The following is a 26,209-nucleotide window of genomic DNA, read 5'->3' as shown; positions in this document are numbered from 1 at the left end:
GGAGCATCCCATGAGCAAGTACCGCACCCCCGCGGCCTATGCGCTCGCCGTCCTCCTCCTGCTGGTCGTCGTCGTGCTCACGACGCCGAACGGCGCCACCCGTGCGCGCTGGTCCGCCGCCGGGCAGGCCGAGGTGCCCGCCCTCACCGTGGGCGTGGTCGGGTTCGACGTCGCCGGGACCGGGAGCTCGGCGACCCTGACCAACGCCTCCGGGTTCGGGGTCCGGTACCGGCCGGCGCAGATCTCCGTCCTCGACGGCGGGGCACCCGTGGCCCCGCCGGCCGGCCTGCGCCTCGCCTACCGCACCGGCACGGACTGCGGCGCCCCGGAGTCCCCGGCGACCTGGGCCGCCGTCGCGCCGGGCGGGTCCGCCGCGGTGGCCGTCCCGGGGAGCACCCGGGCACCCCTCGAGCGGGACCGGCCCGCGGAGCTGTGCCTGACGGTGTCCACGGACGACGTCGCCGAGGACGCGCTGCGCCTCCTGGCCGGGCGGCCCCTGCAGGTGGTCACCCAGGTGGAGGCGACCACCCTCGACGGGGGCTCCTGGTCGGCGACCCGCTCGTGGACCATGCCGTTCACGGTGGATCTCCCGCCCGTGACCGCGCCCATGCCCCCGGTGCCGGCGGATGCGGCGCAGTGCCGGGCGGCCGACAACACGGCGTCCCTGCGGTGGACCTGGAGCGGCGCGTCCGGCGCTCCGGCCGTCACGGAGTGGCAGGTCCTGGTGCGCCCCAGAGGCAGCACCGGAGCACCCACGCTGGTCAAGCGAGTGCCGGGCGCCGCCACGCGGGACATCCCGCTTACGGCCACAGACCTTCGGCGGATCGCGGGGTACGAGAAGAACCAGGAGTACGAGGCCCTCGTCCGGGCCGTGCTCGGACCCGGGACCGGTCATCACGTGGACAGCGCCTACGCCTGGACGATCAAGATCGCCGGCGCCAGCGACAACATCAACTGTGAAGGACTCCCGTCATGACCGCCATGGTCCGCAAGGCCCTCCACCCGCTGCTCGTCGTGCTCCTGGCCGCGGTGTCCGCGCTGCTGCTGGCCGTCGTCGTCGTGCCCCTGGCCCTGGGCTGGGTGCCGCTGACGGTGCTCTCCGGCTCGATGGAGCCGACCGTCCCGACCGGCAGCCAGGTCGTCGTCGAGCCCCTCGAGGGCGAGGGCGGCGCCGCGCGGTTGAGCACCGGGGACGTCGTGACGTTCATGCCCCGCCCCGACGACGACACCCTCGTCACCCACCGGATCGTGGCCGTCGCGGTGGACGGTGAGGGCCGGCGCAGCTTCACGACGCAGGGCGACGCCAACGCCGCCCCGGACGCGGAGCCGGTCACCGCCACCCAGCTGCGCGGCGTGGTGAAGTACCACGTGCCCTGGGCCGGTCACGCCGCCACGCTGCTGGACGCGGAGCAGAAGCGCGGCGGGGTCGTGCTGGTCGCCGCGGCCCTGTTCGGCTACGCCCTGTGGCAGCTCGTCGGCGCGGCCCGGGACCGGGCGGGGGCCCGGCCGGGGCCGCGGCACCGGCGCCGCCGCAGGACGCCCGGACGGAGCAGCTGTCCGTGGTGACCGCCGGGTCCGTCGCCGGCTGAGCGCCGCGGCGGCCGGACGGCCGTTGCCGGTCGGCGCCGGGCGGGCCATGATGGGCACCATGACCGAGACGCCGCTCACCGCCCTGCCCGAGAACTGGGACCGCGCCCTCGTGGTGGTCGCCCACCCGGACGACATGGAGTTCGGCGCCGCGGCCGCCGTGGCCCGGTGGACCGGCCAGGGCAAGGACGTGGTCTACTGCCTGGTGACCAGCGGGGAGGCCGGGATCGACGGGATGGCCCCGCCGGAGGCGGGCCCGCTGCGGGAGGACGAGCAGCGGGAGTCCTGCCGGGTGGTGGGCGTGGACGAGGTCGAGTTCCTGCGCCTCCCGGACGGGGTCCTGGAGTACGGGGTGGCGCTGCGCCGCCGGATCGCCGAGGTGGTCCGCCGGCACCGGCCGGACGTCGTGGTCACCAACAACTTCCGCGACACCTGGGACGGCGCCACGAACCTCAACCAGGCCGACCACATCGCGGTGGGCCGCGCCACCCTGGACGCCGCCCGCGATGCCGGCAACCGGTGGATCTTCCCGGAGCAGGTCGAGTCCGGGCTGGCGCCGTGGCCGGGGGTCGTGGCCGTGTGGGCCGCAGGCTCCCCGCAGGCACGGCACGCTGTGGACGTCACGGACGACTTCGACACCGGTGTGGCGTCCCTGCGCGCCCACCAGGCGTACCTGGACGGCCTGGGCTGGGCCGACTTCGACCCGGACGCGTTCCTGCGCGGCAACGCGCAGGCCGTGGGCGAACGGGCCGGGGTGCCGCTCGCGAGCTCCTTCGAGGTGTTCCCCCTGCAGTGGGGCGGCGCGGACGACTGACGGCTCCCCCGGCCCGGTGCCGGGTCAGGCCCGCTCCGGGTCCCGGAGGGCCACCAGCACGAGCAGGACGGCGACGACGACGAGCGCCGCCACGAACGCGACCGCCCCGGACCAGCCGCCGGCGGTGTAGAAGACGCCGCCGGCCGTGCCGAGCACGGACGAGCCCCCGTAGTAGAAGAGCGTGTAGAGGGACGACGCCTGGGCCTTGCCCGTGCGCGAGCGCACCGGCACCCAGCCCGAGGCCACCGCGTGGGCCGCGAAGAAGCCCGCGGTGAACAGCAGCAGCCCCGCCACGATCACGGGGATCGACGGGACGAGGGTGGCCAGCAGCCCGGCCAGCATGACCACTCCGCTGCTCACGAGCACCGACCTCCGGCCGCGGGCGGCCGCGAGCCGCCCGGCCGTCCCCGAGGACCAGGTGCCGGAGAGGTAGGCCAGGAACAGGAGGCTCACCACGGTCTGGGAGACGCCGAACGGCTCCTCGCCCAGGTGGAAGCCCAGGTAGTTGTAGATGGCCACGAACCCGCCCATGAGCAGGAAGCCCTGCAGGTACAGCACCAGCAGGCCCCGGTCCGCGAGGTTGGCGCCCAGCCGGCGCAGCAGCCCGGACGGCCCGGTGAGCCGGACGGTCTGGCGGACGAAGCCGCGCTGGCGCGGGGCGATCAGGACGAACACCACGGCGGCGAGCGCGGCCAGCACGCTGACGGTGACCGTGCCGGTCCGCCAGCCGAACGCCTCGCCCACGGGGGCGGCGATGATGCGCCCGGCCAGCCCGCCCAGGCTGGTGCCCGCCACGTAGGTGCCGGCGGCGACGGCCGCGTGCCGGCGGTCGAGCTCCTCGGCGAGGTAGGCCATGGCCACGGCGGGGATGCCGCCGAGGGCCACGCCCTCCACGAAGCGCAGCGCCACCACGGACTCGAAGGTCGGGGCGAAGGGCATCACGAGCCCGAAGGCCGTGGCGGCCACGACCGCCATCACCATGGTCCGCAGCCGACCCCAGCGGTCGGACACCACGGACCAGGGCAGGACGCCCACGGCCAGTCCGAAGGTCGCGGCCGAGACGCCCAGGGACGCGCGGGCGGCGTCGATCCGCAGGTCGGCCGCCATGAGCGGCAGGACGCCCTGCACGGAGTAGAGCTGGGCGAACGTGGCGACGCCGGCGCACAGCAGGGCGAGCAGGACCCGGCGATAGCCCCGGCTGCCGCGGTCGTAGCCGGTCCAGGTTCCCGGCGGGACGTGCTCAGCCACGACCGGCGCCGGCCGCCGGGATCCCGGCCCGGAGCCCGGTGACCACCCAGAGGGCCAGGAGCAGCAGCAGCGCGAGGTAGGGCAGGGCGGCCACCACGTCGATCACCGGACCGGAGGCGCCGAGCGGGCGCAGCCAGGCATCCCAGCGGATCGGGCCCACGTACAGGCCCACCAGGGCGACTCCGCCCAGCGCCGGGACCAGCCGGCGCGGGCCGTCCCGGAGGAACGCGGGCCAGGCCTCCACCCACAGCGCGGTCAGCACGAGTCCCCACCACAGGTGGTGGTGGGACCAGGTGACCGGTGACAGGTAGAGCATGACGAGGGCGTTCACGGCCACCACGGAGAGGACCATCCCGCGCGCGGCGAGGATCCGGATCAGCAGGGCGGCGCCGACCAGCAGCACGAGGAGCAGCCCCCAGCGCAGCAGGGGCTCGAGGCCGCCGGGAACGCCTAGGTGGAGCAGCACGCCCTGCAGCGAGGTGTTGTCCACGTAGGCCGGGTTGCCCACCCGCTCGTCGCTGACCACGGCCTGGGTCCAGAACACGACCGCGTCCCGCGGCAGCACGAGGAACCCGGCGAGCACGGTCGCGGCGAAGGTGAGGCCCATCGTGAGGATCGGCCGCAGCTGCCCGCGCATCAGGAACACCAGCCCGAAGGCCAGCGGAGTCAGCTTGATCCCGGCGGCCAGCCCGATCCAGAACCCGCGCGGCACCCGGCCGAGCGGGCTGTCGTCGCGGGTGCGCAGGAGGTCGTAGAGCACGAGGGCCAGGATCAGGGCGTTGATCTGTCCCAGGCCGACGTTGCGCATCCACGGCCCGGACCACAGCAGCACGGCGGTGCCCGCCGCCACCGCCGTGACCGGATCCAGGCGGGTCAGCAGCGGCCGGCCGCGGTCCGCCGCGTAGCGCAGGAGCATCCACGAGAGCCCGGCCGCGAAGCCGATCGTGAACAGCGCCAGGGCGAGCTCGGTGAGCCACTCGGGCAGGTAGGCCAGCGGCACGAACAGCAGGGCGGCGAACGGCGGATAGGTGAAGGGCAGGCCCCCGTCGCCGTCCGGGCTCAGGCCCGGCCCGTAGAGCTCGTCGTCGAACCCGTGGCGGTCCACCACGGCCATGCCGCCGAACCGGTAGACGTCCAGGTCGATGCTGCCGTCGAAGACCAGCCAGACGGACCGCACCAGGGCCCCCGCCAGCAGCAGCCAGACCAGCCCGGTGAGCGGCGCGGAGCGCCGGGGGCGGGAGGCCACGGCCGCGGAGCCGGAGGGAACGGTCACCGGGGCCTCGGCTCGGGGGTCGGGAGGCCGGCCCGGGAGCGGGAGCACTCGCGGGCCACCGCGGCCACGATCCCGTGGTGGTCGGGACCGGTCGCGGTCGTGCTGGCGCGCATGGCGGGACTCCTCGTGCGGCGGGCGGGGCGGTCCCTACTCTAAGCCCGCCGCAGGAGGGGCCCGCGCCGTCCGGCGCGGGGGTCCGTCGGCCCGTGCGCGGGGCCGCGAGGGTGGCGGCTCCGCCGGCGCCGCCGGGCGGTTCGAGCGTCCCGGCCCGGCCGGCCTAGCCTCGGCGCCAGTCGTCGTTCGTCAGGTGGGAGCCGGCCTGCGGCCCCATCTGCACCATGCCGCCGTCGACCACCCAGGACGCGCCGGTGACGTAGGCGGAGGCCGGGGAGGCGAGGAAGGCGATGACCGAGGCGATCTCCCGGGCGTCCCCGGGCCGGCCCAGCGGAACGCCGGGACGGTGGGTGCGCCGCGGGTTCTCGTCCTCCTGGCCCGTCATGGGGGTCGCGATCTCCCCCGGGGCCACCGCGTTCGCCGTGATCGCGTGCTCCCCCAGCTCCAGGGCGATGGTCTTCACGAGCCCGCCCAGCCCGTGCTTGGCGGCGTCGTAGGCGCTGGAGCCGACCCGCGGCAGGTGCTCGTGCACGCTGGTCACGGCGATCAGCCGTCCGCCGCGCCCTGCGGCGACCATGTGCCGGGCGGCCGCCTGGAGGCAGACGAACGCCCCGTCCAGGTCGGTGGCCACGACCTTGCGCCAGGTGCCCAGCGAGGTCTCCAGGAACGGGACGTTCGCCCCCGTGCCGGAGTTGTTCACGAACACGTCGAGCCCGCCGAGCTGCTCCACCAGGTCGTCCACCACCCCGCCGCAGCCGTCGAGCTCCGTGGTGTCCAGCCGGGCGACCACGGCGCGGCGGTCGTAGGAGCGGACCTCCTCCGCCGTGCTCTGCGCACCGGCCTCGTCCTGGTGCCAGGTGATGCCGACGTCCATCCCGGCCGCCGCCAGGGCGACGGCCGTCGCGCGGCCGACCCCGGAGTCCGAGCCGGTCACGATGGCGGTGCGAGGGGTGAAGTCCATGGTCGTGCCTCTCCGCCCGCCGCCGGCGGGCTGTTCCCGAGGTGCTGCCGGAACCATCAGCCTACTACCGGTTCCGGGCGGGGGCACCGGGCCCGTCGGGTCCGTCGGGTCCGTCGGGTCCGTCGGCCCCGTCGGGTCCGTGACGGACGGTTGCGGGTCCCGGACGTTCGGAGGAAACTGTTAAGCAAGCTGATGATAGGACGTGAGGAGAGCGCCATGGTGCACCAGGAGCCGGCAGGAGCGTCCGTTCCCGAGGGTGCCGGGAGAGGCGTCCCGAACGGTGCGGGCGCCACGACGCCCCGGGGGCGCCGCCAGAACGTGGTCGCCGCGGAGAAGCAGCAGTACGGGGGTGTGAAGTTCGGCTGCGCGTTCTTCGGCTGGATGACCGCGACCGGCATCGCCGTGCTGCTCACCGCCCTGCTGACCGCGATCGGGGCGGGCGTCGGCGTGGCGACCAGCACCGATCCGGCCGAGATCGCGGACCAGGTCGGGCAGAACGCCGGCACCGTGGGGATCGTCAGCGGCATCGTCCTGGCCGTGATCCTGTTCGTCGCCTACTTCGCCGGCGGCTACGTGGCCGGCCGGATGGCGCGGTTCGACGGCGCCAAGCAGGGCGTGGCCGTGTGGGTCTGGGCCGTCGTCATCGCGATCGTGCTGGCGGTCGTGGGCGCCGTGGCGGGCGGCCAGTTCAACGTCCTGCGGGACCTCAACGGCGTCCCGCGGATCCCGATCGGCGAGGGCGCCCTGACCACGGGGGGCATCGTCGCCCTGGTCGTCGCCGTGGTCATCCCGCTGGTCGCCGCGATCCTCGGCGGACTCGCCGGGATGCGCTTCCACCGCAGGGTCGACCAGGCCGGGATCGACCACCAGTACCGCTCCGGTCTCTGAGGCACCGGCCCCTCAGGCACCGGACCTTGAGGCACCGGAGGCCTGGTCCCGGGCGGTGAGGTCCCGGGCGGTGCCGTCCCGTGGTCAGAAGCTCAGGACCAGCCGCCCCCGGACACCGCCGCTCTCGAGCCGGCGGTGGGCCTCGGCGGCCTCCGCGGCGGGCAGGACGCCGGCCACGCGCAGGGTCAGCACTCCCTCCTCCACCCAGCGGCGCAGGATTTCGAGCTTGTGGCCGGAACGGTACTCGCGCGGCACGCTGATCCGGTGCACGGTGATGTCCCGGCCCGGGTTCCCGTCCCAGTGCCGGACGGTCGCGAAACGGCCGCCGTCGCGCACCGCCGGAGCGGCCTTCTCGTTCAGCACAGCGGCGTCCACGAGCGCGTCCACCCCCTCCGGGAAGAACTCCCGGATCCGCTCCGCCACGTCGTCGCCGCGGGCGACCACGTGGTCGGCGCCCAGGCTCTCCACGAGCTCCAGGTCCCGGTCGGCGGCGTCCGCCACGACGGTGAGCCCCTGGTGCTTGGCCAACTCCACCACGTAGTTGCCCAGGGTGCCGGCGGCCCCGGTGACGGCGAGGGTCTGCTCCGGCTGGAGGTCGAGCTCCTCGAGGATCTGCAGGGCCGTCAGCCCGTTCATCGGCAGGGTCGAGGCCGTGGCGAAGTCCGTGTTCGCCGGGATCCGGGCGATCGAGTCGTCCGGGGCGACCAGCAGCTCCGCGTAGGCGCCCCCGTGCTCGCCGCGGGGCAGGGCGATCGCCATCACGGCGTCCCCCACCCGCCAGGCGCTGCCCTCGCCGACCTCGTCGACGGTCCCGGCCGCGTCCATGCCCGGCACGTACGGCGGGCGCCGCTCGCCCAGCGGCTGTCCGCCGGCGCGCAGCACGGTGTCCGTGGGGCTGACGGCCGCGGCCCGCACCCGGATCCGCACCTCGCCGGGGCCCGGGTGCGGATCCGGCGCCTCGTGGGCGGCGAGGGCCTCCGGCCCTCCGAACGACGTGACTCCGATGACCAGCATGACCGTTCCAACGGCGGCGGTCCTGCGCCCATTCCGGAGCCCCGCCCGACGACGTCGCGACGACGTGCCGATGCCGTGCCGTTGCCATTGCGACATGCACGCCGATCCCCCGTCACACGGTTGCAGGGGCACACACCCCGGGACCATCCTGGAGCCGGGCTCAGCCGCACTCTGGAGGAGACATCATGATCACGGCGGACTACGTCGCCCTGCCCGTCGCAGACCTGGACCGGGCGAGGCGCTTCTACGCCCGTCTCGGCTGGGAGCTGGGCCCCCCGAGCCGGAACGTCCCGGCGGGCGCCACGATGCTGGTGCGGGGCGCGGCGCACGTCATGGTCCTCAGCGAGGACCGTCATCGGCACCCGGTGGGCCCGGAGTCACCCGGCACCGCGGCCGACTCCTCCGTCGTCACCGCGATCGACGTGGAGTCTCCCGCGGAGGTCGACGCCGTCGTCGAGCGGGCCGTCCGCGCCGGTGCGACGGAGGGCGAGATCATGGACTACGGCTTCCTGCGCTCGCGCGGCTTCCAGGCCCCGGACGGGCACCACTGGGAGGTCCTGTGGGTGGATCAGGCGCCGGTCCGGGCCGGCGGGGCGGGTGAGCAGCCGTGGCGCCGTCCGTCCTGATCCACCTGCCGGTGGTCGACCTCGCGGCGTCCCGGAGCTTCTACACCGCACTCGGATGGACTCCCGACCTCGGATTCTCCGACCAGCACGCCGTGACCGTCGTGGCCGGCGAGGGCCTGTGGGTCGTGCTCCTCGACCACCTGACGTTCCGCGGCCGCGCGGACAAGGACATCACGGACACCAGGCGCTGCGCCTCGGTCATCACGTCCCTGTCCGTCGCGACCCCGGAGGAGGTCGACGTGTTCGTCGACCGCGCGGTGGCCGCCGGCGCCCCGGAGGGCCGCCCCCAGGACCAGGACTTCCTGCGCTCGCGCAGCTTCCAGGACCCGGACGGCCACCTCTGGGAGATCGTGTGGATGGACCCGCTGGCCAGCTCCGGGAACTGGACGGCGGTGCAGCAGAAGTACCCCCTGGAGGGCTCCGGGCACGCCTGAGCGGCGCCGGACGCACGCCGCCCGGCCGCGGAGCGACCGGGCGGCGCGGATCAGCCGGTCACTCCTCCGAGACGGCCGCCGCGAGCCGCTCGAGGGAGCCCTCCAGGGCGCCCTCCTCGAAGAGCGGGAAGGACACGGCCTTCTTGGCCTCCGGGGTCGCGTGCTCCCAGGAGTAGGTCTCGGTGACCAGGGTCGCGCCGGGGCCCTGCGGCTCGAGCTCCCAGATCCACTCCCAGCCCTCGAGCTCGGCGCCCTGCGGCTTCGGCCGCCAGGCCAGGAGCTTGTTCTCGTCGAAGCCCGAGACGGTGTTCTCCATGACGTAGTCGCCGCCCATGTGCTCACCGTTCATGTTCATCACGAACACCTGGCCGACCTGCTGGATGCGCTGGTCGTCGCCGGAGACCACCGTGCCGGAGCCGTCGATCTGCTGGTGCCGGGACGGGAGGCTGAGGACGTCGAAGATGGCGTCGGCGGGGGCGTCGATGAGGCGGCTGGCGGAGATGCTGTTCTCGGACATGCGGGATGTTCCTTTCGTCGGGACGGTACGGCCCCACCGTAGGCATGTGCAGGGGCGGACCCGCCAGCGCATTCCGCTCCCCGCGTACCCGGGCCGGCGGGGCGCCCCGGACGGTCAGTAGGGCCGCTGGGCGGGATCCACCTGCTCGATCCAGGCCAGCACCCCGCCCTCCAGGTGGGCGGCGTCCGCGTGCCCGGCCGCCCGCAGCAGCCGCAGCGCCCGCTCGGAGCGCGCCCCGGCCTTGCAGTGCAGCAGCACCCGGCGTCCCGGGTCGATCCCCGCCAGCGCCTCGCCGGACTCGAACCGGGCCAGGGGGACCAGCCGCGCACCCGGGATGGCCGCGAGACGGGCTTCGTAGGGCTCGCGCACGTCGAGGAGCTCGAACTGCGCCTCGCCGCGCTCCCGGGCGGCGAGCAGCTGTGCCAGCTGCGGCGCCGTGACCGTGGGCAGCGGCGCGGTCGGCCCCTCCCCCGCCGGCCGCGCCGGGGCGGGCGCCACGCAGGGGGGAGTCCCGGCGTCGTCCTGCAGGGAGCGCACGGGCGGGCGTCCCGGCGTGGGCGCCAGCGGGATCTCCCACCAGCGCGCGGACAGGGCGTCGTAGGTGGCCACCCGGCCCAGCATGGTGGCGCCGATCCCGGTCACCAGCTTGACGGCCTCGACCGCCATGGCGGTCCCCAGCAGGCCCGGCAGGACGCCGAGCACCCCGGCCTCGGCGCAGCTGGGCACGGTGCCCGGCGCCGGCGGCACCGGGTAGAGGTCCCGGTAGGTGGGCCCGTGCGCGCCCCAGAAGACCGAGTACTGGCCGTCGAAGCGCAGGATCGAGCCCCACACGTGCGGGATCCCGCCGAGCTCGCACGCGTCCGAGACGAGGTAGCGGGTCCCGAAGTTGTCCGAGCCGTCCAGCACGAGGTGGTAGCCGGCCAGGACCCGCCGCGCGTTCGCCGCCGTGAGCCGCTCGCGGTGCTCGACCACGTGCACCAGCGGGTTGAGGTCGGCGATCCGCGCCGCGGCCGAGACCGTCTTGGGCGCGCCCAGGACGGCCTCCCCGTGGATCACCTGGCGCTGGAGGTTGGAGGAGTCCACCACGTCGTCGTCGACGATCCCGAGGGTCCCCACCCCCGCGGCGGCGAGGTAGAGCAGCGCCGGGGAGCCCAGTCCGCCCGCGCCCACGCACAGCACCCGGGCGTTCTTCAGCCGCCGCTGGCCCTCCTCCCCGATCTCGGGGACGGTGAGGTGCCGGGCGTAGCGGCGGAGCTCGGCATCGGTGAGCTCGGGGGCGGGGTCGACGAGCGGGGTCAGGTCCACGGCGCTCAGGCGTCCAGTCCGACCCACTCGGTGGAGCCGTCGGCGAAGGACTGCTCCTTCCAGATGGGCACCTCGGCCTTGATCCGGTCGACGAGCGCGTCACAGGCGGCGAACGCGAGCTTGCGGTGGGCGGCGCCGACGGCGGCCTCCAGGGCGGAGTCCCCGACCTCCAGGTGGCCGATCCGGTGGGCCGCCCAGATCCGGGTGCCCGGGAACTCCTCGGCGACCGCCCGGGCCACGTCCTTGACCGCCCGGTCGGCGCCGGGGTGACAGGTGTAGTCCAGGCTCGTGACGGAACGTCCGCCGTCGTGGTCCCGGATCACGCCGCTGAAGGAGACCACGGCGCCGGTGCGCTCGTCCTGCACGGCCGAGACCGCCTGTCCGTGGTCCAGCGGCTCGTCCGTCACGAACGCCGCGACGACGGCGGTGTCGGCCTGGATGGGTCCGGGAGTGCTCATCGGTCGTTCTCCTCGTGCGGTTCGGGGTGCTGCGGTCCGGGGGTCTGCGGCGGCCGGGCCCGCTGCTCGGGGGTCTGCGGGGCGGAGGCGTGGTGCCGGGACCCGGGGGCGGTGTGCCCGCGGTCGCGGTGGCCCTCGAGCTGGTCGCAGACGTGGTCGAGCAGGGGCTCGAGCACCTTCAGCCCGTCCCACACCCCGCCCGTGGAGCCGGGGAGGTTGACGACGAAGGTGTGCCCGCTGACGCCGGCGTGCCCGCGGCTGAGCACCGCCAGGGGCGTGGTCCTCCGGCCCTCCGCCCACAGCGCCTCCATGATCCCCGGCAGCTCCCGGTCGAGGAAGGGGCGGGTGACCTCCGGGGTCAGGTCGTCGGGGGCCAGGCCGGTGCCGCCGCTGGTCACCACGACGCTGGGCCGGTCCTCCGGGGCCCGTGCCACGAGCAGGCGCTCGAGCTGGGCGCGGACGTCCTCGCCGTCGGCCACCACGAAGGGGCCCTCCACGGTGAAGCCGTGGGAGCCGAACCAGTCCGCGGCGATCCGCCCGCTCCGGTCCCGGTAGACCCCGGCGGCCGCGCGGGTGGAGGCGACGATGACGGCGGCGCTCCTCATGCGCGGTCCCCGCCGTCCCGTGCCCAGTCCCCCGACTTCCCGCCGGACTTGGCGAGCACCCTGACCCGGTCGATCTCGGCGAGCTTGTCCACGGCCTTGATCATGTCGTAGAGCGTCAGCGCGGCCACCGACGCCGCGGTCAGCGCCTCCATCTCCACGCCGGTCACCCCGCGGGTGCGCACGGTGGCCGTGATCCGCACCCCGTCCGCCAGGCGCTCGAAGTCCACCACCACCTTGCTGATCGGCAGGGGGTGGCACAGCGGGACGAGCTCGGGGGTCCGCTTGGCCGCCATGATCCCCGCGACCCGGGCCACCGGCAGGGCATCGCCCTTGGGGAGGTCCGCGGCGAAGACCTGCTCGACGACGTCGGGCCGGGTGCGCAGCGTGGCGGTCGCGGTGGCCTCGCGGGTGGTGACGTCCTTGTGCGAGACGTCCACCATGTGCGCGGAGCCGTCCGCCCGGACGTGCGTGAGGCCCTGCTGCTGATCGGTCATCTCGGTGCGGTCCCTTCGGGTCTCCGGTCGGTGCGTCCTCCTATTCTGGCCCACTGCTCCGGCCCGCGTCCGTTCCGGGGCCGGGCCTGGTTCCGGGTCGGGCGCGGTGCTAGCTTGGCCGCACGCCCTCCCGCGCCGCCGATGCCGCCGACCTGCGAAGGAGCACACGATGACGGACGAGCACGCCAGCCACGTCGAGGACCTGCCGGTGCACACCTGCTGGGAGCTGCTGCGGGACGCCGGTGTCGGCCGCCTCGCCGTGTGGGTGGAGGACCACCCGGACATCTTCCCGATCAACTTCGTGGTGGACCACGGGACGCTCGTCTTCCGCTCGGCCGAGGGGACGAAGCTCGCGGCCGCCCTGACCGGCGTCCCGGTGGCGGTGGAGATCGACGGGTACGACGCGTCCTCCGCCCAGGGGTGGAGCGTGGTGCTCAAGGGCCGGGCCGAGCGCATCCAGCAGATCCAGGAGCTGACGGACACCCTGGACCTGCCGCTGTTCCCGTGGCAGTCGGGCCGGAAGGGCAGCTTCGTGCGCGTCGTGCCGGGTCTCGTGACCGGCCGCCGGTTCCCGGTCGCGGACCCGGGAGAGTGGCGCACCCCGGTGTCGGAGGCGCGGCGGGCCCCGGATGAGTGAGCGGGTCGGCGACGGGACCGTCCGCCCCGGCGGGCCGGACGGGACGGAGCGGCTCGCCCGGTGCCCGTCGGCCGGCCTGCTGCTCGACGTCCGCGACGAGGGGCCCGCCGACGGCCCCCCGGTGCTGCTGCTGCACGGCTTCCCCCAGGACCGCACGAGCTGGGACCGCCTCGCGCCCACGCTGCACGCCGCGGGCCTGCGCACCCTGGCCCCCGACCAGCGCGGCTACTCCCCCGGGGCGCGGCCCCGCGGCCGCGGGGCCTACCGGCTGGAGCTGCTCGTCGAGGACGCCGTGGCGGTGCTCGACGCCGCAGGGGTGGAGCGCGCGCACGTGCTCGGCCACGACTGGGGCGGGATCGTGGCGTGGGCCCTCGCGGCGCACCGTCCGGAGCGGACGGCGTCCCTCACCGTGGCCTCGGTGCCGCATCCGCGGGCGCTGTCCCGGTCCCTGGTCCGATCGGGGCAGGGGCTGCGCTCCGCCTACGTGGCCGCCTTCCAGCTGCCCCGGCTCCCGGAGACGGCGCTGGGCCCGCGGCTCGAGGACCTGCTGCGCCGCTCCGGCCTGCCCGCCGCCGAGGCAGCCCGCTACGCCGCCCGGATGCGGCAGCCGGGCGCGCTGACCGCGGCCCTGGACTGGTACCGCGCCGTGCCGCTGTCGCGGCTGCGCACGGGACCGGTCGACGTCCCGACCACCTACGCGTGGGGCAACCGGGATCCCGCCCTGGGCCGCCGGGCCGCGGAGCTGACGGCCGAGCACGTGCGCGGCCCGTACCGGTTCGTGGAGCTGGACGCCGGGCACTGGCTGCCCGAGACCCGCCCGGAGCAGCTGGCGGCGCTCGTCGTGGCGCGTGCCGGCGGGACCGGCTAGCCCCTCAGCGCCGGGCGGGCCCCTCGTCCCTGGGGGTGCCGCGCCCCCGGCCGGGAGTGCCGGCGATCCGCAGCGCCGCCTCGACCGCCACGAGCGCGAACGCGGTGTAGTAGACCCACACCGAGGGGTAGAGCTGCGGGACGGTGCCGTTTCGGCCCACCAGGCTGAGCACGAACAGGAGCGCGCCGGCCACGAGGAGGACGAGGTGCACGGTGCCGAAGGCGCCCTCCGTCCCGCGCCGGGCGAGGAAGATCGCCAGCACGGCGAAGAAGATGGGGAACAGCATCTGGCCCACCACGGTGATCGCGTTCTGGTGGTACTCGTAGCGGCCGAGCGCCTGGATCACGGCGGTGGCGGCGAGCAGCAGGGGCGCGGGCAGGGACTTCATGAGGGCCTGTTCTGTAGCGGTCGTCATGGGATCGGTCGACACGGGGTTCCCCGGTCCCGGGCCGGGCGGCCGGGCGAGGGGCGCAGGCCAGTCTAGTCAGCGGGGCGGACGGTCCCGGCCACCGTCAGTCGAGCGCGAGCAGCTCCACGGGAGCACCCGCCGGCAGCTCCGTGTCCCCCGGCGGCAGCAGGACGAGGGCGTTGGCCCGGGCCGCGGCGGCCAGCAGGTGGGAGCCGGGACCGCCCGCCATCCGCACCACGGCGCCGTCCCAGACGCCCCGGCGGACCTGGGTCCTGCCGGGCAGCGGGCGGACGGCCTCCGCGAGCCGCGCGGTGCGGAGCGGGCGGGGGACGGGGGCGCCCACGGTCTCCGTCAGCGCCGGCCGCAGGAACATCTCGAAGGACACCAGCGTGCTCACGGGGTTGCCGGGCAGGCACACGAAGGGCACGCCGTCCCGGTGGGCGAGCCCCTGGGGCCCGCCCGGCTGCATCGCCACGTGCACGAACTCGCCGTGGGGCCCGAGCACCTGGCGGACGACCTCGTAGGCGCCCTCGCTGACGCCGCCGGAGGAGACGAAGAGGTCGGGTCCCCGGGCGGCGTCGGCGGCCAGCCGCGCGGCGAAGGCCCCGGCGTCGTCGGGAACCAGGTGGGCGGCGAGCACCTCCACGCCGGCCTCCGTGAGCTGGGCGGCCAGGATCGCCGCGTTCGCGTCGAAGATCTGGGCGGGACCGCGCTCGGCCCCCGGGGCCACGACCTCGTCCCCGGTCGTGTAGACCACGGCCCGGGGCCGGGCCCGCACGCGCAGCGCGGCGCACCCGAGGGCCGCGGCGAGGCCTATCCGGGCGGGTGTGAGCCGCTGCCCCGCCGACAGCGCCGTCGCGCCCTCGAGCAGGTCCTCGCCCGCCCGGCGCACGAACCGGCCCGCCGGCTGGTCGGCCGGGACGCGCAGCACGGTCCCGGGAGCCGGGAAGCCGCCCGGCAGCGTCTCCTCGACCGGGACCACGGCGTCCGCCCCGGGCGGCAACGGCGCACCGGTCATGACGGGGGCCGCCTCCCCGGCCGCCAGGGGCCCCGGGACGTGGCCCGCCGGGACGGGGGCGACGACGACGAGCCGCGCGTCCTGCTCCCCCGGCGCCCGCCGGGTGTCGGCGGCGCGCACCGCGAATCCGTCCATCTGCGAGTTCTCGAAGGGCTGCAGGCTCATGGGCGCCACGAGGTCCTCGGCGAGGACCCGGCCCAGGGCCTCCCGCAGGGGGACGGTCTCCCCGCGCGGGCGGATCCCGCGCAGGGCCTCGGTGACCGCACGGCGGTGCTCGTCGACGCTGCGGACCGGGTGCTGCGCGTGCCTGCTCATGCCCCCAGCGTAGGGGCCCGCCGCGGAGCGCACGCGGCGGGCGGACCTGGCAGGATCGGTGGCATGGCACAGCGGGAGGTGGAGCACACGCCGGACGGGCGGTGGATCGTGGTGGACGGGCGGCGCTGGCGGCGGCAGGATCCCGCGCTGCCGGACGACGTCGCGGCCCGGCTCAGATCCCACCTGGGGCGTGCCCGCGCGGCGGTGCGCACCGCGCGCCGGGAGGGCTCGGAGGACCGGCTGCGGGCCGTGCGGGACCGGGTCGGGCTGGCGAAGCGCGGCCTGGGCGAACGGGGCACGCCCTGGTGGGAGCAGAGCCCGGCCGAACGGGAGGCCCGCTGGACGGAGGCCCTCGCGCGGCTGGACGAGCAGGCCCCGCCGGAGCCGGCCTGACCCCGGCCAGGGCGCGGTGCAGGCGCAGGACGGGCGCGGTGCGGACACGGCGCGGACCGCCGGTGGAGGACCCGGCCGGCGCACCGGACATTCTCGGCATGCTGGGGACTGATTACACTGGGCGGACCATCCCGGCACGCCGAGCACCGTGCGGGCCGGACGCGACCACCGAGGCGGTGACATGAGCGTTTCCCTGGGACTTCCGCAGATCCGCAGTGCGGGACCGGCGCCGAGCGGCGCCCCGGCCGGGACGGGGCTCCTTGACCGCCACGGCCGCCGCGCCACCGATCTGCGGCTGTCGGTGATCGACAAGTGCAATCTGCGCTGCACCTACTGCATCCCGCGGGGCCGCGGTTATCGTGGGGTCGGATCTGCCCCCACCCTGCCTGGGTGGTGCGGCCGCGCCCGGCCGCTGTGTGCATGGTGCCCATTGTGGCCCCCGCGGCGGGGCCGCCCCGGGGTGTCCCGCGCCGACGGCGGTTACCGCCGCCCGCGGGGCCGCGGTTATCGTGGGGTCGGATCTGCCCCCACCCTGCCTGGGTGGTGCGGCCGCGCCCGGCCGCTGTCAGCCCTGTCCGGCCGCCCCGGACGACCCGGGGCCCCGCCGGCCTTCGCACGCACGAGGAGAAACACCATGGAGTTGGACGTCACCATCGAGATCCCCCGGGGATCGCGCGTCAAGTACGAGATCGACCACGAGACCGGCCGCCTGCGCCTGGACCGCGTGCTGTTCACCTCGATGCAGTACCCGGCCCACTACGGGTACTTCGAGGACACCCTGGGCGAGGACGGCGACCCCCTGGACGCCCTCGTGCTGCTGGACTTCGAGATCGTCCCCGGTGTGCTCGTGGAGTCCCGTCCGATCGCCGTGTTCAACATGAACGACGAGGCCGGCGGGGACGCGAAGATCCTGTGCGTGTCCACCGACAAGCGCTACGACCACATCCAGGGCCTGGACGACATCGACGAGTTCAAGCTCAAGGAGATCCAGCACTTCTTCGAGCGCTACAAGGACCTCGAGCCGAACAAGTGGGTCAAGGGCGAGGGCTGGGAGGGCCGGGAGACGGCCGAGCGCCTCGTCACGGAGGCCCTCGAGCGCTTCGAGCAGTCCCACTACGAGTCCGCCGCCGAGGCGGAGGAGAAGGCCGCGTCCACCGACTGAGCGCACGGCGCACCGGCGGGGGCCGGGGACCACACCGGTCCCCGGCCCCCGCCGTGTCCCGACCCCTGTGGTAATTCCATGAATTTCGTTATATTGGGATCGGCCGGCTCAGCCGGCCCGACGGTCCGGGATGCATCCCCCCATGGCATCCGGGCCGCCGGCCGGGATCGAGGTCGCCGGTGAGCACCCGAGAGGTGCCCGGTGGCGGCGGGGTCCCCCACCCGCGCCGCGATCCACCGATCTCTCCCGGCCCATCCCGGCGGACCGGCTCCGCCGCCGCCGGGAGTCGGCCGGCAGGTCCGAGGACCTGCCGGCCGATCCCGGTCCGCCCCGTCCTACGCCGTCCGGCGCCTGTGGTTCGATGGTCCCGGACCCGGGACGGCCCCGGTCCCGTCGGAAGGATGCGCATGTTCCTGCTGGGCCCCGAGGCGGACCTCGTCTTCTCCGCGAGCGACCTGGTGCGCGCGGCCGAGTGCCCGTTCGCGAGCCTGAGCGTCCTGGACGAGCTGCTCGGCCGGGCGCCGCGAGGCCCGGAGGAGCGCGACGCGATGCGCACCCGCACGGCCGCCCTGGGCGACGCCCACGAGCACCGGGTCCTCGCCGCCCACCGGACGGCGTTCGGCCCCTGGGACCCGGCCACGGGCCGCGGCGTCTACGAGGTCGAGCCGGTCCGCGGCGCGGACCGGGCCGGGCTGGCGGCCAAGCACGCGGAGTCCCTGGCCGCCCTCCGCGCCGGGGCGGACGTCGTCTTCCAGGCCTCCTTCTTCGACGGCGGCTTCCACGGCCGCGCCGACTTCCTCGTCCGCCGCCCGGACGGTGCCTACGCCGTCCACGACACCAAGCTCGCCCGGCACGCCAAGGTCACCGCCCTGCTCCAGCTCGCCGCCTACGCCGACCAGCTCGAGCGGGCGGGAGCACCCGTGGCGCCGGAGGTCACGCTGGTCCTGGGCGACCAGCGCGAGGCCGTCTTCCCCGTCGCCGAGCACCTGGCCGTCTACCAGGAGCGCCGGGAGCGCTTCGTGGCCGCCGCCGCCGCCCACCGGGCGCGCACCGGACCCGTCCGGTGGCACGACGACCGTGTGGGCCGCTGCGGGCGCTGCGGGCACTGCGCGCGGGCCGTCGCCGAGCACCGGGACCTGCTGCTGACCGCCGGCATGTCCGTGCGGATGCGCCGCACGCTGCGGGAACGGCACGGGGTGCGCACCGTCGACGAGCTCGCCGGGCTCGAGGACCCGCGGCTGCCGGCCGCGGTCCGCCGGCTGCGGGACCAGGCCGCGATGCAGACGGGCCGCGGCGGCGAGGACGGAGCCGTCGAGTGGGTGAAGGACGGGCGGACCCACCGCACGGCCTACCGGGTCACCAGCACGGAGCCGCTGCGGCGGCTGCCCGCCCCCAACGCCGGGGACGTGTTCTTCGACTTCGAGGGCGACCCCCTGTGGCAGGACCCCGAGGACCCGGCGTCCTGGGGGCTCGAGTACCTCTTCGGGGTGGTCGAACAGCCCGCCGCCCCGGGCGCCGAGCCCGTCTTCCGGCCGTTCTGGGCCCACTCGCGGGACCAGGAGCGCACCGCGCTGCGGGAGTTCCTGGACTACGTGGCCGAGCGCCGGGAGCGCTTCCCCGGGATGCACGTCTACCACTACGCCGACTACGAGAAGGCGGCCCTGTGCCGGCTCTCCCTGGTCCACGCCGTGGGCGAGGACGCCGTGGACCGGCTGCTGCGCGAGAACGTCCTGGTGGACCTCTACGACACGGTGCGGGGAAGCCTGCGGCTGTCCGAGAACTCCTACTCCATCAAGAAGCTGGAGCCGCTGTACATGGGCCGGCACCTGCGCACCGGGGACGTGGTGGACGCCGGGGCGTCGGTGGTGGCCTACGCCGACTCCTGCGCCGCCCGGGACGCCGGACGGGCGGAGGAGGCGGACCGGATCCTGGCGGGGATCGCCGACTACAACGCCTACGACTGTCTCTCGACCCTGCGGCTGCGGGACTGGCTGCTCGGCCTGGCCGGGATCTCCGCCGACCCCGCGGGGCACCGGCCCGCCCCGGTCCCGGCCGAGCCCGCCGAGGAGCTGCCCGGGACCGCGATGACGGACGCGGAGCAGCGGCTGCGCGAGTTCCTGGACCGCCCGGGGGCCGCCGACGGGCTCGGGCCCCGGCAGCGCACCGCCGTGGCGATGGTCGCCTCCGCCACCGGCTACCACCGCCGTGAGCGCAAGCAGTACTGGTGGTCCCACTTCGACCGCCTGGAGGGCCCGGTCGAGGACTGGGAGGACACCCGCGACGTGTTCGTGGTGCAGCGGGCGGAGGTGCTCGAGGACTGGGCGAAGGACCCGGCCAAGCGCGCCGGCGCCGCGCCCACCCGCCTGCTGCGCCTCGCGGGCCGGTTCGGCGAGGGCTCCACGCTCCGGCCGGGGGCCACCGGGCTGTTCCTGGTCTACGGCCCGCCCGTTCCCGCCCACCTCGCCGAGGAGGCCGCCGGACGCGGCAGCGGCCGGGCCGGGGACTGGACCGCCGCGCTGGAGGAGCTCGACGAGCGCGAGGACGGCACGGCGGTGCTCACCGTGCGGGAGCGGCTGCGCACGCCCCGCGGCGCCGCCGCCCCCGAGCCCTGGGCCGAGCTGCCCCTGGCGCTGACCCCGGAGCGGCCGATCGCCACCGCCTCCCTCGAGGAGTCGCTGCAGGCGCTGGCCGCCCGCACCGCCGACGCCCTGCCGGAGCTGCCCGAGCTGCCGGGGCTGCGGCTGCTCCTGCGCGAGCCGCCGCGCCCGGCCGGCGGCGGGCCCCTGCCCGTCCCGGGACCCGGCGGCACGATCGACGCCGTGGTCCAGGCCCTGCGCGCGCTGGACCGCAGCTTCCTCGCCGTCCAGGGACCTCCGGGCAGCGGCAAGACGTTCCTCGGCTCCCACGTCATCGGCCGGCTGGTGGAGGCCGGGTGGCGGATCGGCGTGGTCGCCCAGTCCCACGCGGTCGTGGAGAACCTGCTGGGCGGGGTGATCGCGAAGGGCGGCGTGCCCGCCGAGCGCGTCGGCAAGAAGGCGCCGGCCGGGCGCCCCCCGTCCGGTCAGGGGCCCTGGCGGACGCTCGCGGGCCGGGACCTCGCCGCGTTCCTCGCCGAGGGCGGCGCCGTGGTCGGCGGCACTGCGTGGGACTTCTCCAACGCCGCGTACCTCGAGGACGAGGCCCTGGACCTGCTCGTGGTCGACGAGGCCGGGCAGTACTCGCTCGCCAACACCCTGGCCGTGTCCCGGGCCGCGCGCCGGCTGCTGCTGCTCGGGGACCCCCAGCAGCTGCCGCAGGTCTCGCAGGGCACCCATCCCCTGCCCGTCGACGAGTCGGCGCTCGGCTGGCTCTCCCACGGGTCCCCCACGCTGCCGGCGGAGTACGGCTACTTCCTGGACCGCACCTGGCGGATGCACCCCGAGCTGTGCGAGCCGGTCTCCGAGCTCTCCTACGCCGGGCGGCTGGGCTCCGCACCGGCCGCGTCCCGGCGGGAGCTCAGCGGTGTGGCCCCGGGCCTGCGCACCTGCTACGTCGAGCACACCGGCAACCGCACGGCCTCCCCCGAGGAGGCCCGGCAGGTCGTGGCGCTGGCCCGGGAGTTCGTGGGCACCCCGTGGCGTGCCGGTCCGGACGCCGCGCCCGTGGCGCTGACCCCCGCGGACGTGCTCGTGGTGGCGGCCTACAACGCCCAGGTCGAGCTCGTGGCCCAGGAGCTGCGCGCGGCCGGGCTGCGGGACGAGGAGGGCGGAGGGGTCCGGGTGGGCACCGTCGACCGCTTCCAGGGGCAGGAGGCCCCCGTGGTCATCGTGTCCATGGCCGCCTCGTCCGCCGAGGGCCACCGGGGCATGGAGTTCCTGCTGTCCCCCCACCGGCTCAACGTGGCGGTCTCCCGCGGGCAGTGGTGCGCCGTGCTCGTGCGCTCCCCCACCCTGACGGACTACCTGCCCGCCACCCCGGAGGGCCTGCAGCTGCTGGGCCGGTTCACCCGGCTGTGTCGCCGCGGAGCGGGCCCGGGGTCGCCGTGAGCGGCGAGCGCTCGGTGCGCGTGCCCTACGTCCTGCACTTCGAGAGCCGGACGGTGGTGCTCGGGGAGCCGGCCCACCTCGAGGAGCTCGACGCCCTGCTGCGGGGCGCGGGGGTGGCCACCCGCCCCACCTACTGGCACGGGATGCAGCGGGACGACCCGGGAGCGGCCCTGAACAGCGTGGGCACCGACCTCACCGCGGAGCACTTCTGGGACCGGGTCGACGCCGGGGCCTTCGCCGCCGCGCGCTGGCCCGTGGACCTGGACGGCCCGCTCTACCTGCCCGCCCCGCCGTGGTGGGTGCAGCGGGCCCGGGCGTGGGAGTACGACCCCGTGGCGCCGGCCCTGGGCGCGGCCGAACCCGGCGGCTGGCTGCGCGTGCCCGGCTGGGCCGGCACCGAGAACAACGACGCCGGGGGGCCGGTGGGGCTGCTGCAGCTCACCGACCCGGCGTCCTTCTGGGTGCTCGCCTCCGACGCCGACCTCACGGAGGTCGCCGCCACGGCCAAGGAGCTCGCCCGGTTCCGGCAGGGCTTCGACCGGCTCACGGCCTACTTCGACCCCGACGACCGGATCGGCTGCCTGCGCCTGCCCCTGATCTGCCGGGAGCCGCTGGAGGACGAGCTGCTCGCCCGGGGCGTGGACATCGAGCCGCGGTTCTGGGAGTGAGCCCCGGCCGCGCCGCCGGGACCGGGCTCCCGCGGTGACCGATACTGGGAGCGTGTACGTCGTGAGCCTGGACCAGCGCCACCGCGAGGCAGGGGACCTCGCGCCGGCGCTGCTGCGCCGGCTCGGGGACCTCGGGACCGTGGTGCCCTTCCAGGGCGCCCGGGCGCACGCGGTGCAGGGCATCACCGCGGACCCGGCCGAGGCGGTGGCCGCGGCCCTGGCCGGGCTGCGCGGCGAGGCGTGGCGCGTGGGGATCGGAGTGGGCCCGGTCGGGCTCGAGACCGTCACCGGCGCCGACGGGCGGACGGGCCTGCGCGCCGACGGTCCCGGGACGGTGCAGGCCCACCACGCCGCCGCGGCGGCCGCCCGGACGGGGCGGGTCCCGGTGTGCGTGGCCGCGGAGGACGCCGCGGCCGCGGCCCGGGCCCAGTCCGTGCTGCGGCTGCTGGGGCGGATCGTGGCCCAGCGCACGGCGGCGGAGTGGCGCGTCGTGGACCTCCTCGTCCCCGGGGCGCGCGGCCAGCAGAAGGTCGTGGCCGGGGAGCTGGGCATCACCCCGCAGGCCGTCTCCAAGGCGGTGGCGCGCGCCCTGTGGCAGGAGGAGTGGGACGCCCGCCCCGCCGCGGCGCGGCTGCTCGAGCTGTGCGCACCGCCCGGAGCCGGCCCGGGGGCTCAGGCCTCGACGATGAACCCCTCGGAGAGCATCCACTCGTAGGCGACGTCGGCCGGGTCCCGTCCCTCGACGTCCACCTGCCGGTTGAGCTCCTGCATCACGTCGTCGGTCAGCGCCTGGGAGATCGGCTCCAGGACCTCTTCCAGGGCCGGGAACTCCTGCAGCAGCTCCGTGTTGAACACCGGGGCGGCGTTGTAGGCCGGGAAGAACTGCCGGTCGTCCTCGAGGACGGTCAGGTCCAGGGCGGGGATGCGGCCGTCGGTCGAGAACACCTCCCCGAAGTTGCACTCGCCGCTGTCCGTGGCCGAGTAGATCGCCCCGGTGTCGTAGATGCCGATGTTGTCCTCCGGCACCTCGCTGCCGCGGTCGAGGCCGTAGTGGGCGAGCAGCGGGGTCAGCCCGTCGCTGCGGGAGTTGAACTCCGCCTCGACGCAGAACGTGCGCTCGGCCACCGGCAGCTCCGCGATGTCCGAGACCGTCTCCAGCCCGTTGGCCTCGGCGTACTCCGTGCGCACGGCCATGGCGTAGGTGTTGTTGAGCGCGGCCGGGGCCCCCCAGGTCAGCCCGTTGCCCAGGTCCTCGTCGTGCACGGCCTGCCACTGCTCCTGCTGGTCCGGGATGCCCTGCTCGTGGCCGAGGTAGGTGAGCCACGCCGTGCCGGTGTACTCGAGGGTCAGGTCGGCGTCCCCGGACAGCATGAGCTCGCGCACCGGCTGGGAGCCGGGCACGTTGGTGAGGTCCTCGGTCTCGAAGCCTGCGGCCTCCACGGCCAGCACGGCGATCTTGCCGAGGATCAGCTGCTCGGTGAAGTTCTTGGACGTCACCTTCACCTCGGTCCCCTCGGCGCCCTCGACGGGCTGGATGGAGCCGGGCTCGGCGGCGGGCACGTAGGCGGTGGAGGGCTCCAGCCCGCAGCCGGCCAGCAGCAGCGCGGCGCCGGAGAGCAGCAGGGCGGCGCCCGCGGGGCGTGGGGTTCTCATCGCAGTCCCTTCGGGCGCGCGACGTGCTCCACGACGCGGCCGATCCAGTCGATGGTCAGCGCGAGCAGCGCCACGAGGATCGAGCCGGCGACGAGCACCCGCACGAGGTCGAGGTTGACGCCCGTGGTGATCAGCAGCCCCAGTCCACCGCCGTTGACGAAGGTGGCCAGGGTGGCGGTGCCGACCACCAGGATCAGCGCGGTCCGCACCCCGGCCAGCATGACCGGCACCGCCAGCGGCAGCTCGACACGGAGCAGGACCGCGAGCGCGCTCATGCCCATGCCGCGGCCGGCCTCCACGAGGCTGCGGTCGACGCCGTCGAGGCCGACCATGGTGTTCTTGAGCACGGGCAGGATCGCGTAGACGATCAGGGCGACCACGGAGGCCTGGAAGCCGAAGCCCAGCCAGAACGCGAACAGCACGATCAGCCCCACGGCCGGGGCGGCCTGGCCGATGTTCGCCACGGCGATCACCGGGCCGGTGAGGAAGCGCAGCGGCGCGCGGGTGAGGAGGATCCCCACCGGCACGGCCACCAGCAGCACCACCACGGTGGCCACCACGGTCAGCTGCAGGTGCTGCACCGTGAGGTCCCACAGCGCCCGGGGCGCAGGGTCACCGCCTCGGTCTCCGTCAGCTCCGCGGTGGACAGCCACAGCGCCAGCAGGCCCAGCGCCGCGAGGATCGCCACGGGCTGCAGGAGCATCCCGCGCCAGGTCCGCCGGTCGACGTCGGCGGAGGCGTCCGGGGCCGCCGGGCCGTCCTGGGGCCCGGGGCCGGCCGCCGCGGGCCGTTCCGCCTGCGTGCTCATCGGTCCCCACCGCCGGGACCGGCCGGGCTCACGGCGGGCATCTCCCCCGTGTTGTGCCCCAGCGGCGCCTCCTCGGGGTCCACGGCGCGGCGGGCCTCCGTGATGGCGGCCATGACGGTCTCCACGTAGATGACGCCCTCGAAGCGGTCCCGGGGCCCGACCACGAGGGCCGCTCCGGTGCTCGAGACGAGCATCGTGTCCAGCGCGTCGTTGAGCGTGGCACCGGTGCCGACCAGCGGCAGCCGCTCGTTGCGGTCGCCGGGGACCGTGCTGAAGCGCTCCAGCTGGCGGCGGGCGGGCCAGGACAGCGGGCGGTCCCGGTCGTCGAGGACCACGACGTCCCGGGTGCCGGCCTGCTCGCCGCGGGCGAGCACCGCCTGCACGTCCTCGCCGGGCCGGGCGGTCACGGCGGGGACGAGGTCCACCTCCCGGACCCGGGTGAGGGTCAGCTGCTTGAGCCCGGCGCCCGTGCCGATGAAGTCCTCCACGAACTCGTCGGCGGGCTCGGCCAGGATCCGCTCGGGGGCGTCGTACTGGACCACCTGGGCGCCCTCGTCGAAGACCGCGATCCAGTCGCCCAGCTTCACGGCCTCGTCGAAGTCGTGGGTGACGCACACGATGGTCTTCTGCAGCTCGTGCTGGATGTTGATGAGCTCGTCCTGCAGGCGCTGCCGGGTGATGGGGTCCACGGCGCCGAAGGGCTCGTCCATGAGCAGCACCGGCGGGTCCGCGGCCAGCGCGCGCGCCACTCCCACGCGCTGCTGCTGCCCGCCCGAGAGCTCCCGGGGATAGCGGTCCCGGTACACGGCCGGGTCGAGGGAGACGAGCTCGAGCAGCTCGTCCACGCGGGCGGCGATGCGGGCCCGGTCCCAGCCGAGCATCTTCGGGACCATGCCGATGTTGGTGGCCACGCTCATGTGCGGGAAGAGCCCGCCGGCCTGGATGACGTAGCCGATGCCGCGGCGCAGCTCGTCGCCGTTCATCGAGGTGACGTCCTGGCCGTCGATCACGATCCGGCCCTCGGAGGGCTCGATGAGCCGGTTGATCATCTTCAGGGTGGTGGTCTTGCCGCACCCGGAGGGTCCCACGAGCATCACGGTGCTGCCCGCGGGGATCTCCAGGGTCAGCCCGTCCACGGCGGCCCTGGCCTGCCCGGGGTACCGCTTGGAGACGTTCTCCAGCAGGATGCGGGCTCCGGTGACGGAGGGGGCGGTGCGGGGGGCGGAGTCAGACACGGATACCTCGCGATGTGGTGAGTCGGCCGAGCAGCACGAGCAGCCCGTCCAGGATGAGGGCGACGACGACGACCGCCACGACGCCGGTGAGGACCGAGGCCAGGGAGTTGGCGCCGCCGAGCCGGGACAGGCCGGAGAAGATGAAGCCGCCCAGGCCTGGGCCGAGGACGTAGGCGGCGATGGCGGCCACGCCCATCACCATCTGGGCGGAGATCCGCATGCCGGCCTGGATGACCGGCCAGGCCATCGGCAGCTCGACCCGCAGGAACGTGGCGCCACGGCTCATGCCCAGACCGCGGGCGGCCTCGACGGTGGCCGGCGGGACACCGGCCAGGCCGACCACCGCGTTGCGCAGGACCGGCAGGACGGCGAAGAAGGTGACGACCACGACCGCGGGCAGCACCCCGAAGCCCAGCGGGGCGATGAGCAGGCCGATGAGGGCGAAGGAGGGGATGGTCAGACCCACGGCGGAGACGTTGTTGGCCACGGTGGTGAGCCGGGGCGAGCGGTAGCACAGGGCCGCCAGGGCCACCGCGAGGACCGTGGCCAGCACCAGGCACTGGACCACCAGGGAGAAGTGCTGCCAGCTGGCGAAGAGGATCTGCTCCCACCGGTCGGACACGTAATCGAGCACGGTACGCCTTTCGGCTTGTCGGCGATGACGTGGTCACCCGGTCTGC

Annotated in this window: 27 protein-coding genes and 1 pseudogene; 13 read left to right on the top strand and 15 right to left on the bottom strand. The window is 75.3% G+C overall.

The genetic code is table 11. From position 1 onward, the window contains the following. Positions 1–10: 10 nt before the first annotated feature. The 3 genes from BJF77_RS02700 (at position 11) to BJF77_RS02690 (ending at position 2,401) form a co-directional block, all read left to right on the top strand. Complete coding sequence (locus BJF77_RS02700) at positions 11–976, top strand: hypothetical protein (RefSeq protein WP_075871204.1); 966 nt, start codon at positions 11–13, stop codon at positions 974–976. Beyond that, positions 973–1,566, top strand: coding sequence for a signal peptidase I (locus BJF77_RS02695; RefSeq protein ID WP_075871203.1), 594 nt, complete (start codon positions 973–975; stop codon positions 1,564–1,566). The genes BJF77_RS02700 and BJF77_RS02695 overlap by 4 nt, the downstream gene beginning before the upstream one ends. 82 nt (positions 1,567–1,648) lie before the next feature. Further along, positions 1,649–2,401: a PIG-L deacetylase family protein gene (locus BJF77_RS02690; RefSeq protein WP_075871219.1), complete on the top strand. Its 753-nt coding sequence runs from the start codon at positions 1,649–1,651 to the stop codon at positions 2,399–2,401. Positions 2,402–2,425: 24 nt separating this feature from the next. Here BJF77_RS02690 and BJF77_RS02685 read toward each other — a convergent pair whose 3' ends face one another. From BJF77_RS02685 to BJF77_RS02675, 3 genes are all read right to left on the bottom strand, one after another. Next, positions 2,426–3,649, bottom strand: coding sequence for an MFS transporter (locus BJF77_RS02685; RefSeq protein WP_075871202.1), 1,224 nt, complete (start codon positions 3,647–3,649; stop codon positions 2,426–2,428). Continuing rightward, positions 3,642–4,922: a glycosyltransferase 87 family protein gene (locus tag BJF77_RS02680; RefSeq protein ID WP_083664929.1), complete on the bottom strand. Its 1,281-nt coding sequence runs from the start codon at positions 4,920–4,922 to the stop codon at positions 3,642–3,644. The genes BJF77_RS02685 and BJF77_RS02680 overlap by 8 nt, the downstream gene beginning before the upstream one ends. A 277-nt stretch (positions 4,923–5,199) precedes the next feature. Further along, the gene (locus BJF77_RS02675; protein WP_075871201.1) at positions 5,200–5,997 is read right to left on the bottom strand and encodes an SDR family oxidoreductase; all 798 of its coding nucleotides are present in this window, start codon (positions 5,995–5,997) and stop codon (positions 5,200–5,202) included. Positions 5,998–6,213: 216 nt separating this feature from the next. Here BJF77_RS02675 and BJF77_RS02670 point away from each other — a divergent pair, with 216 nt between their 5' ends. Next, positions 6,214–6,885 carry a hypothetical protein gene (locus BJF77_RS02670; RefSeq protein ID WP_075871200.1) on the top strand — a complete coding sequence of 224 codons (672 nt, stop codon included), beginning with the start codon at positions 6,214–6,216 and terminating at the stop codon, positions 6,883–6,885. Between the two features lie 84 nt (positions 6,886–6,969). On the opposite strand, the gene BJF77_RS02665 is transcribed toward BJF77_RS02670, so the two are convergent. Next, complete coding sequence (locus tag BJF77_RS02665) at positions 6,970–7,899, bottom strand: NADP-dependent oxidoreductase (RefSeq protein ID WP_075871199.1); 930 nt, start codon at positions 7,897–7,899, stop codon at positions 6,970–6,972. Between the two features lie 185 nt (positions 7,900–8,084). On the opposite strand from BJF77_RS02665, the gene BJF77_RS02660 reads away from it, so the two are divergent. Continuing rightward, a complete protein-coding gene (locus BJF77_RS02660; protein WP_047802407.1) occupies positions 8,085–8,525 on the top strand; it encodes a VOC family protein in 441 nt (146 codons plus the stop codon). Then, on the top strand, positions 8,507–8,959 hold the full coding sequence (locus BJF77_RS02655) for a VOC family protein (protein ID WP_075871198.1): 453 nt from the start codon (positions 8,507–8,509) through the stop codon (positions 8,957–8,959). Before BJF77_RS02660 ends, BJF77_RS02655 begins: the two co-directional genes overlap by 19 nt. 58 nt (positions 8,960–9,017) lie before the next feature. Here the strand turns inward: BJF77_RS02655 and BJF77_RS02650 are convergent, their stop codons facing one another. The 5 genes from BJF77_RS02650 to moaC form a co-directional block, all read right to left on the bottom strand. Next, positions 9,018–9,476, bottom strand: coding sequence for an SRPBCC family protein (locus BJF77_RS02650; RefSeq protein WP_047802405.1), 459 nt, complete (start codon positions 9,474–9,476; stop codon positions 9,018–9,020). A 114-nt stretch (positions 9,477–9,590) separates the two neighbouring features. Further along, the gene (gene moeB / locus BJF77_RS02645) at positions 9,591–10,781 is read right to left on the bottom strand and encodes a molybdopterin-synthase adenylyltransferase MoeB (RefSeq protein WP_075871197.1); all 1,191 of its coding nucleotides are present in this window, start codon (positions 10,779–10,781) and stop codon (positions 9,591–9,593) included. Positions 10,782–10,786: 5 nt separating this feature from the next. Then, complete coding sequence (locus BJF77_RS02640) at positions 10,787–11,239, bottom strand: molybdenum cofactor biosynthesis protein MoaE (RefSeq protein WP_075871196.1); 453 nt, start codon at positions 11,237–11,239, stop codon at positions 10,787–10,789. Beyond that, positions 11,236–11,844 carry a MogA/MoaB family molybdenum cofactor biosynthesis protein gene (locus tag BJF77_RS02635; protein ID WP_369821348.1) on the bottom strand — a complete coding sequence of 203 codons (609 nt, stop codon included), beginning with the start codon at positions 11,842–11,844 and terminating at the stop codon, positions 11,236–11,238. Before BJF77_RS02635 ends, BJF77_RS02640 begins: the two co-directional genes overlap by 4 nt. Beyond that, on the bottom strand, positions 11,841–12,338 hold the full coding sequence (moaC, locus tag BJF77_RS02630; RefSeq protein WP_075871195.1) for a cyclic pyranopterin monophosphate synthase MoaC: 498 nt from the start codon (positions 12,336–12,338) through the stop codon (positions 11,841–11,843). The genes BJF77_RS02635 and moaC overlap by 4 nt, the downstream gene beginning before the upstream one ends. 169 nt (positions 12,339–12,507) lie before the next feature. On the opposite strand from moaC, the gene BJF77_RS02625 reads away from it, so the two are divergent. Then, positions 12,508–12,975 (top strand): pyridoxamine 5'-phosphate oxidase family protein, encoded by a 468-nt coding sequence (locus BJF77_RS02625; protein ID WP_047802401.1) that lies wholly within the window; start codon positions 12,508–12,510, stop codon positions 12,973–12,975. Then, a complete protein-coding gene (locus BJF77_RS02620) occupies positions 12,968–13,843 on the top strand; it encodes an alpha/beta fold hydrolase (protein WP_083664928.1) in 876 nt (291 codons plus the stop codon). Before BJF77_RS02625 ends, BJF77_RS02620 begins: the two co-directional genes overlap by 8 nt. Positions 13,844–13,847: 4 nt before the next feature. On the opposite strand, the gene BJF77_RS02615 is transcribed toward BJF77_RS02620, so the two are convergent. Further along, positions 13,848–14,258, bottom strand: coding sequence for a hypothetical protein (locus BJF77_RS02615; RefSeq protein ID WP_255396105.1), 411 nt, complete (start codon positions 14,256–14,258; stop codon positions 13,848–13,850). Positions 14,259–14,355: 97 nt separating this feature from the next. Then, positions 14,356–15,585, bottom strand: coding sequence for a gephyrin-like molybdotransferase Glp (gene glp / locus BJF77_RS02610; protein ID WP_075871216.1), 1,230 nt, complete (start codon positions 15,583–15,585; stop codon positions 14,356–14,358). A 63-nt stretch (positions 15,586–15,648) separates the two neighbouring features. Between glp and BJF77_RS02605 the strand changes: the two genes are divergently transcribed. From BJF77_RS02605 to BJF77_RS02585, 5 genes are all read left to right on the top strand, one after another. Then, positions 15,649–15,978, top strand: a complete 330-nt coding sequence (locus tag BJF77_RS02605) for a biopolymer transporter Tol (RefSeq protein WP_075871194.1) — start codon at positions 15,649–15,651, stop codon at positions 15,976–15,978. Positions 15,979–16,612: 634 nt separating this feature from the next. Next, on the top strand, positions 16,613–17,140 hold the full coding sequence (locus BJF77_RS02600) for an inorganic diphosphatase (protein WP_047804724.1): 528 nt from the start codon (positions 16,613–16,615) through the stop codon (positions 17,138–17,140). A 407-nt stretch (positions 17,141–17,547) separates the two neighbouring features. Then, positions 17,548–21,165 (top strand): TM0106 family RecB-like putative nuclease, encoded by a 3,618-nt coding sequence (locus tag BJF77_RS02595; RefSeq protein WP_075871193.1) that lies wholly within the window; start codon positions 17,548–17,550, stop codon positions 21,163–21,165. Continuing rightward, entirely contained in the window at positions 21,162–21,833 is a 672-nt protein-coding gene (locus BJF77_RS02590; protein ID WP_139318406.1) for a hypothetical protein, read from the top strand. The genes BJF77_RS02595 and BJF77_RS02590 overlap by 4 nt, the downstream gene beginning before the upstream one ends. A 52-nt stretch (positions 21,834–21,885) precedes the next feature. Further along, positions 21,886–22,548 carry a hypothetical protein gene (locus tag BJF77_RS02585; protein ID WP_075871191.1) on the top strand — a complete coding sequence of 221 codons (663 nt, stop codon included), beginning with the start codon at positions 21,886–21,888 and terminating at the stop codon, positions 22,546–22,548. Here BJF77_RS02585 and BJF77_RS02580 read toward each other — a convergent pair. The 4 genes and pseudogenes from BJF77_RS02580 to BJF77_RS02565 all read right to left on the bottom strand — a co-directional run bounded on the left by BJF77_RS02580 (position 22,506) and on the right by BJF77_RS02565 (position 26,163). Then, complete coding sequence (locus tag BJF77_RS02580) at positions 22,506–23,486, bottom strand: glycine betaine ABC transporter substrate-binding protein (protein ID WP_075871190.1); 981 nt, start codon at positions 23,484–23,486, stop codon at positions 22,506–22,508. The genes BJF77_RS02585 and BJF77_RS02580 overlap by 43 nt on opposite strands. Then, a pseudogene (locus tag BJF77_RS02575) lies at positions 23,483–24,189 on the bottom strand (ABC transporter permease). The gene BJF77_RS02580 and the pseudogene BJF77_RS02575 overlap by 4 nt, the downstream one beginning before the upstream one ends. A gap of 101 nt (positions 24,190–24,290) precedes the next feature. Next, complete coding sequence (locus BJF77_RS02570; RefSeq protein WP_075871189.1) at positions 24,291–25,529, bottom strand: ABC transporter ATP-binding protein; 1,239 nt, start codon at positions 25,527–25,529, stop codon at positions 24,291–24,293. Further along, entirely contained in the window at positions 25,522–26,163 is a 642-nt protein-coding gene (locus BJF77_RS02565) for an ABC transporter permease (RefSeq protein ID WP_047801549.1), read from the bottom strand. The genes BJF77_RS02570 and BJF77_RS02565 overlap by 8 nt, the downstream gene beginning before the upstream one ends. Positions 26,164–26,209: the final 46 nt, after the last annotated feature.

Origin of the sequence: Kocuria sp. CNJ-770 (assembly GCF_001942375.1) — a bacterium.
Taxonomy (GTDB): domain Bacteria; phylum Actinomycetota; class Actinomycetes; order Actinomycetales; family Micrococcaceae; genus Kocuria; species Kocuria oceani.
The sequence above is the reverse complement of the archived record's forward strand: the minus strand, read 5'-3'. Positions and strand labels throughout refer to the sequence as shown.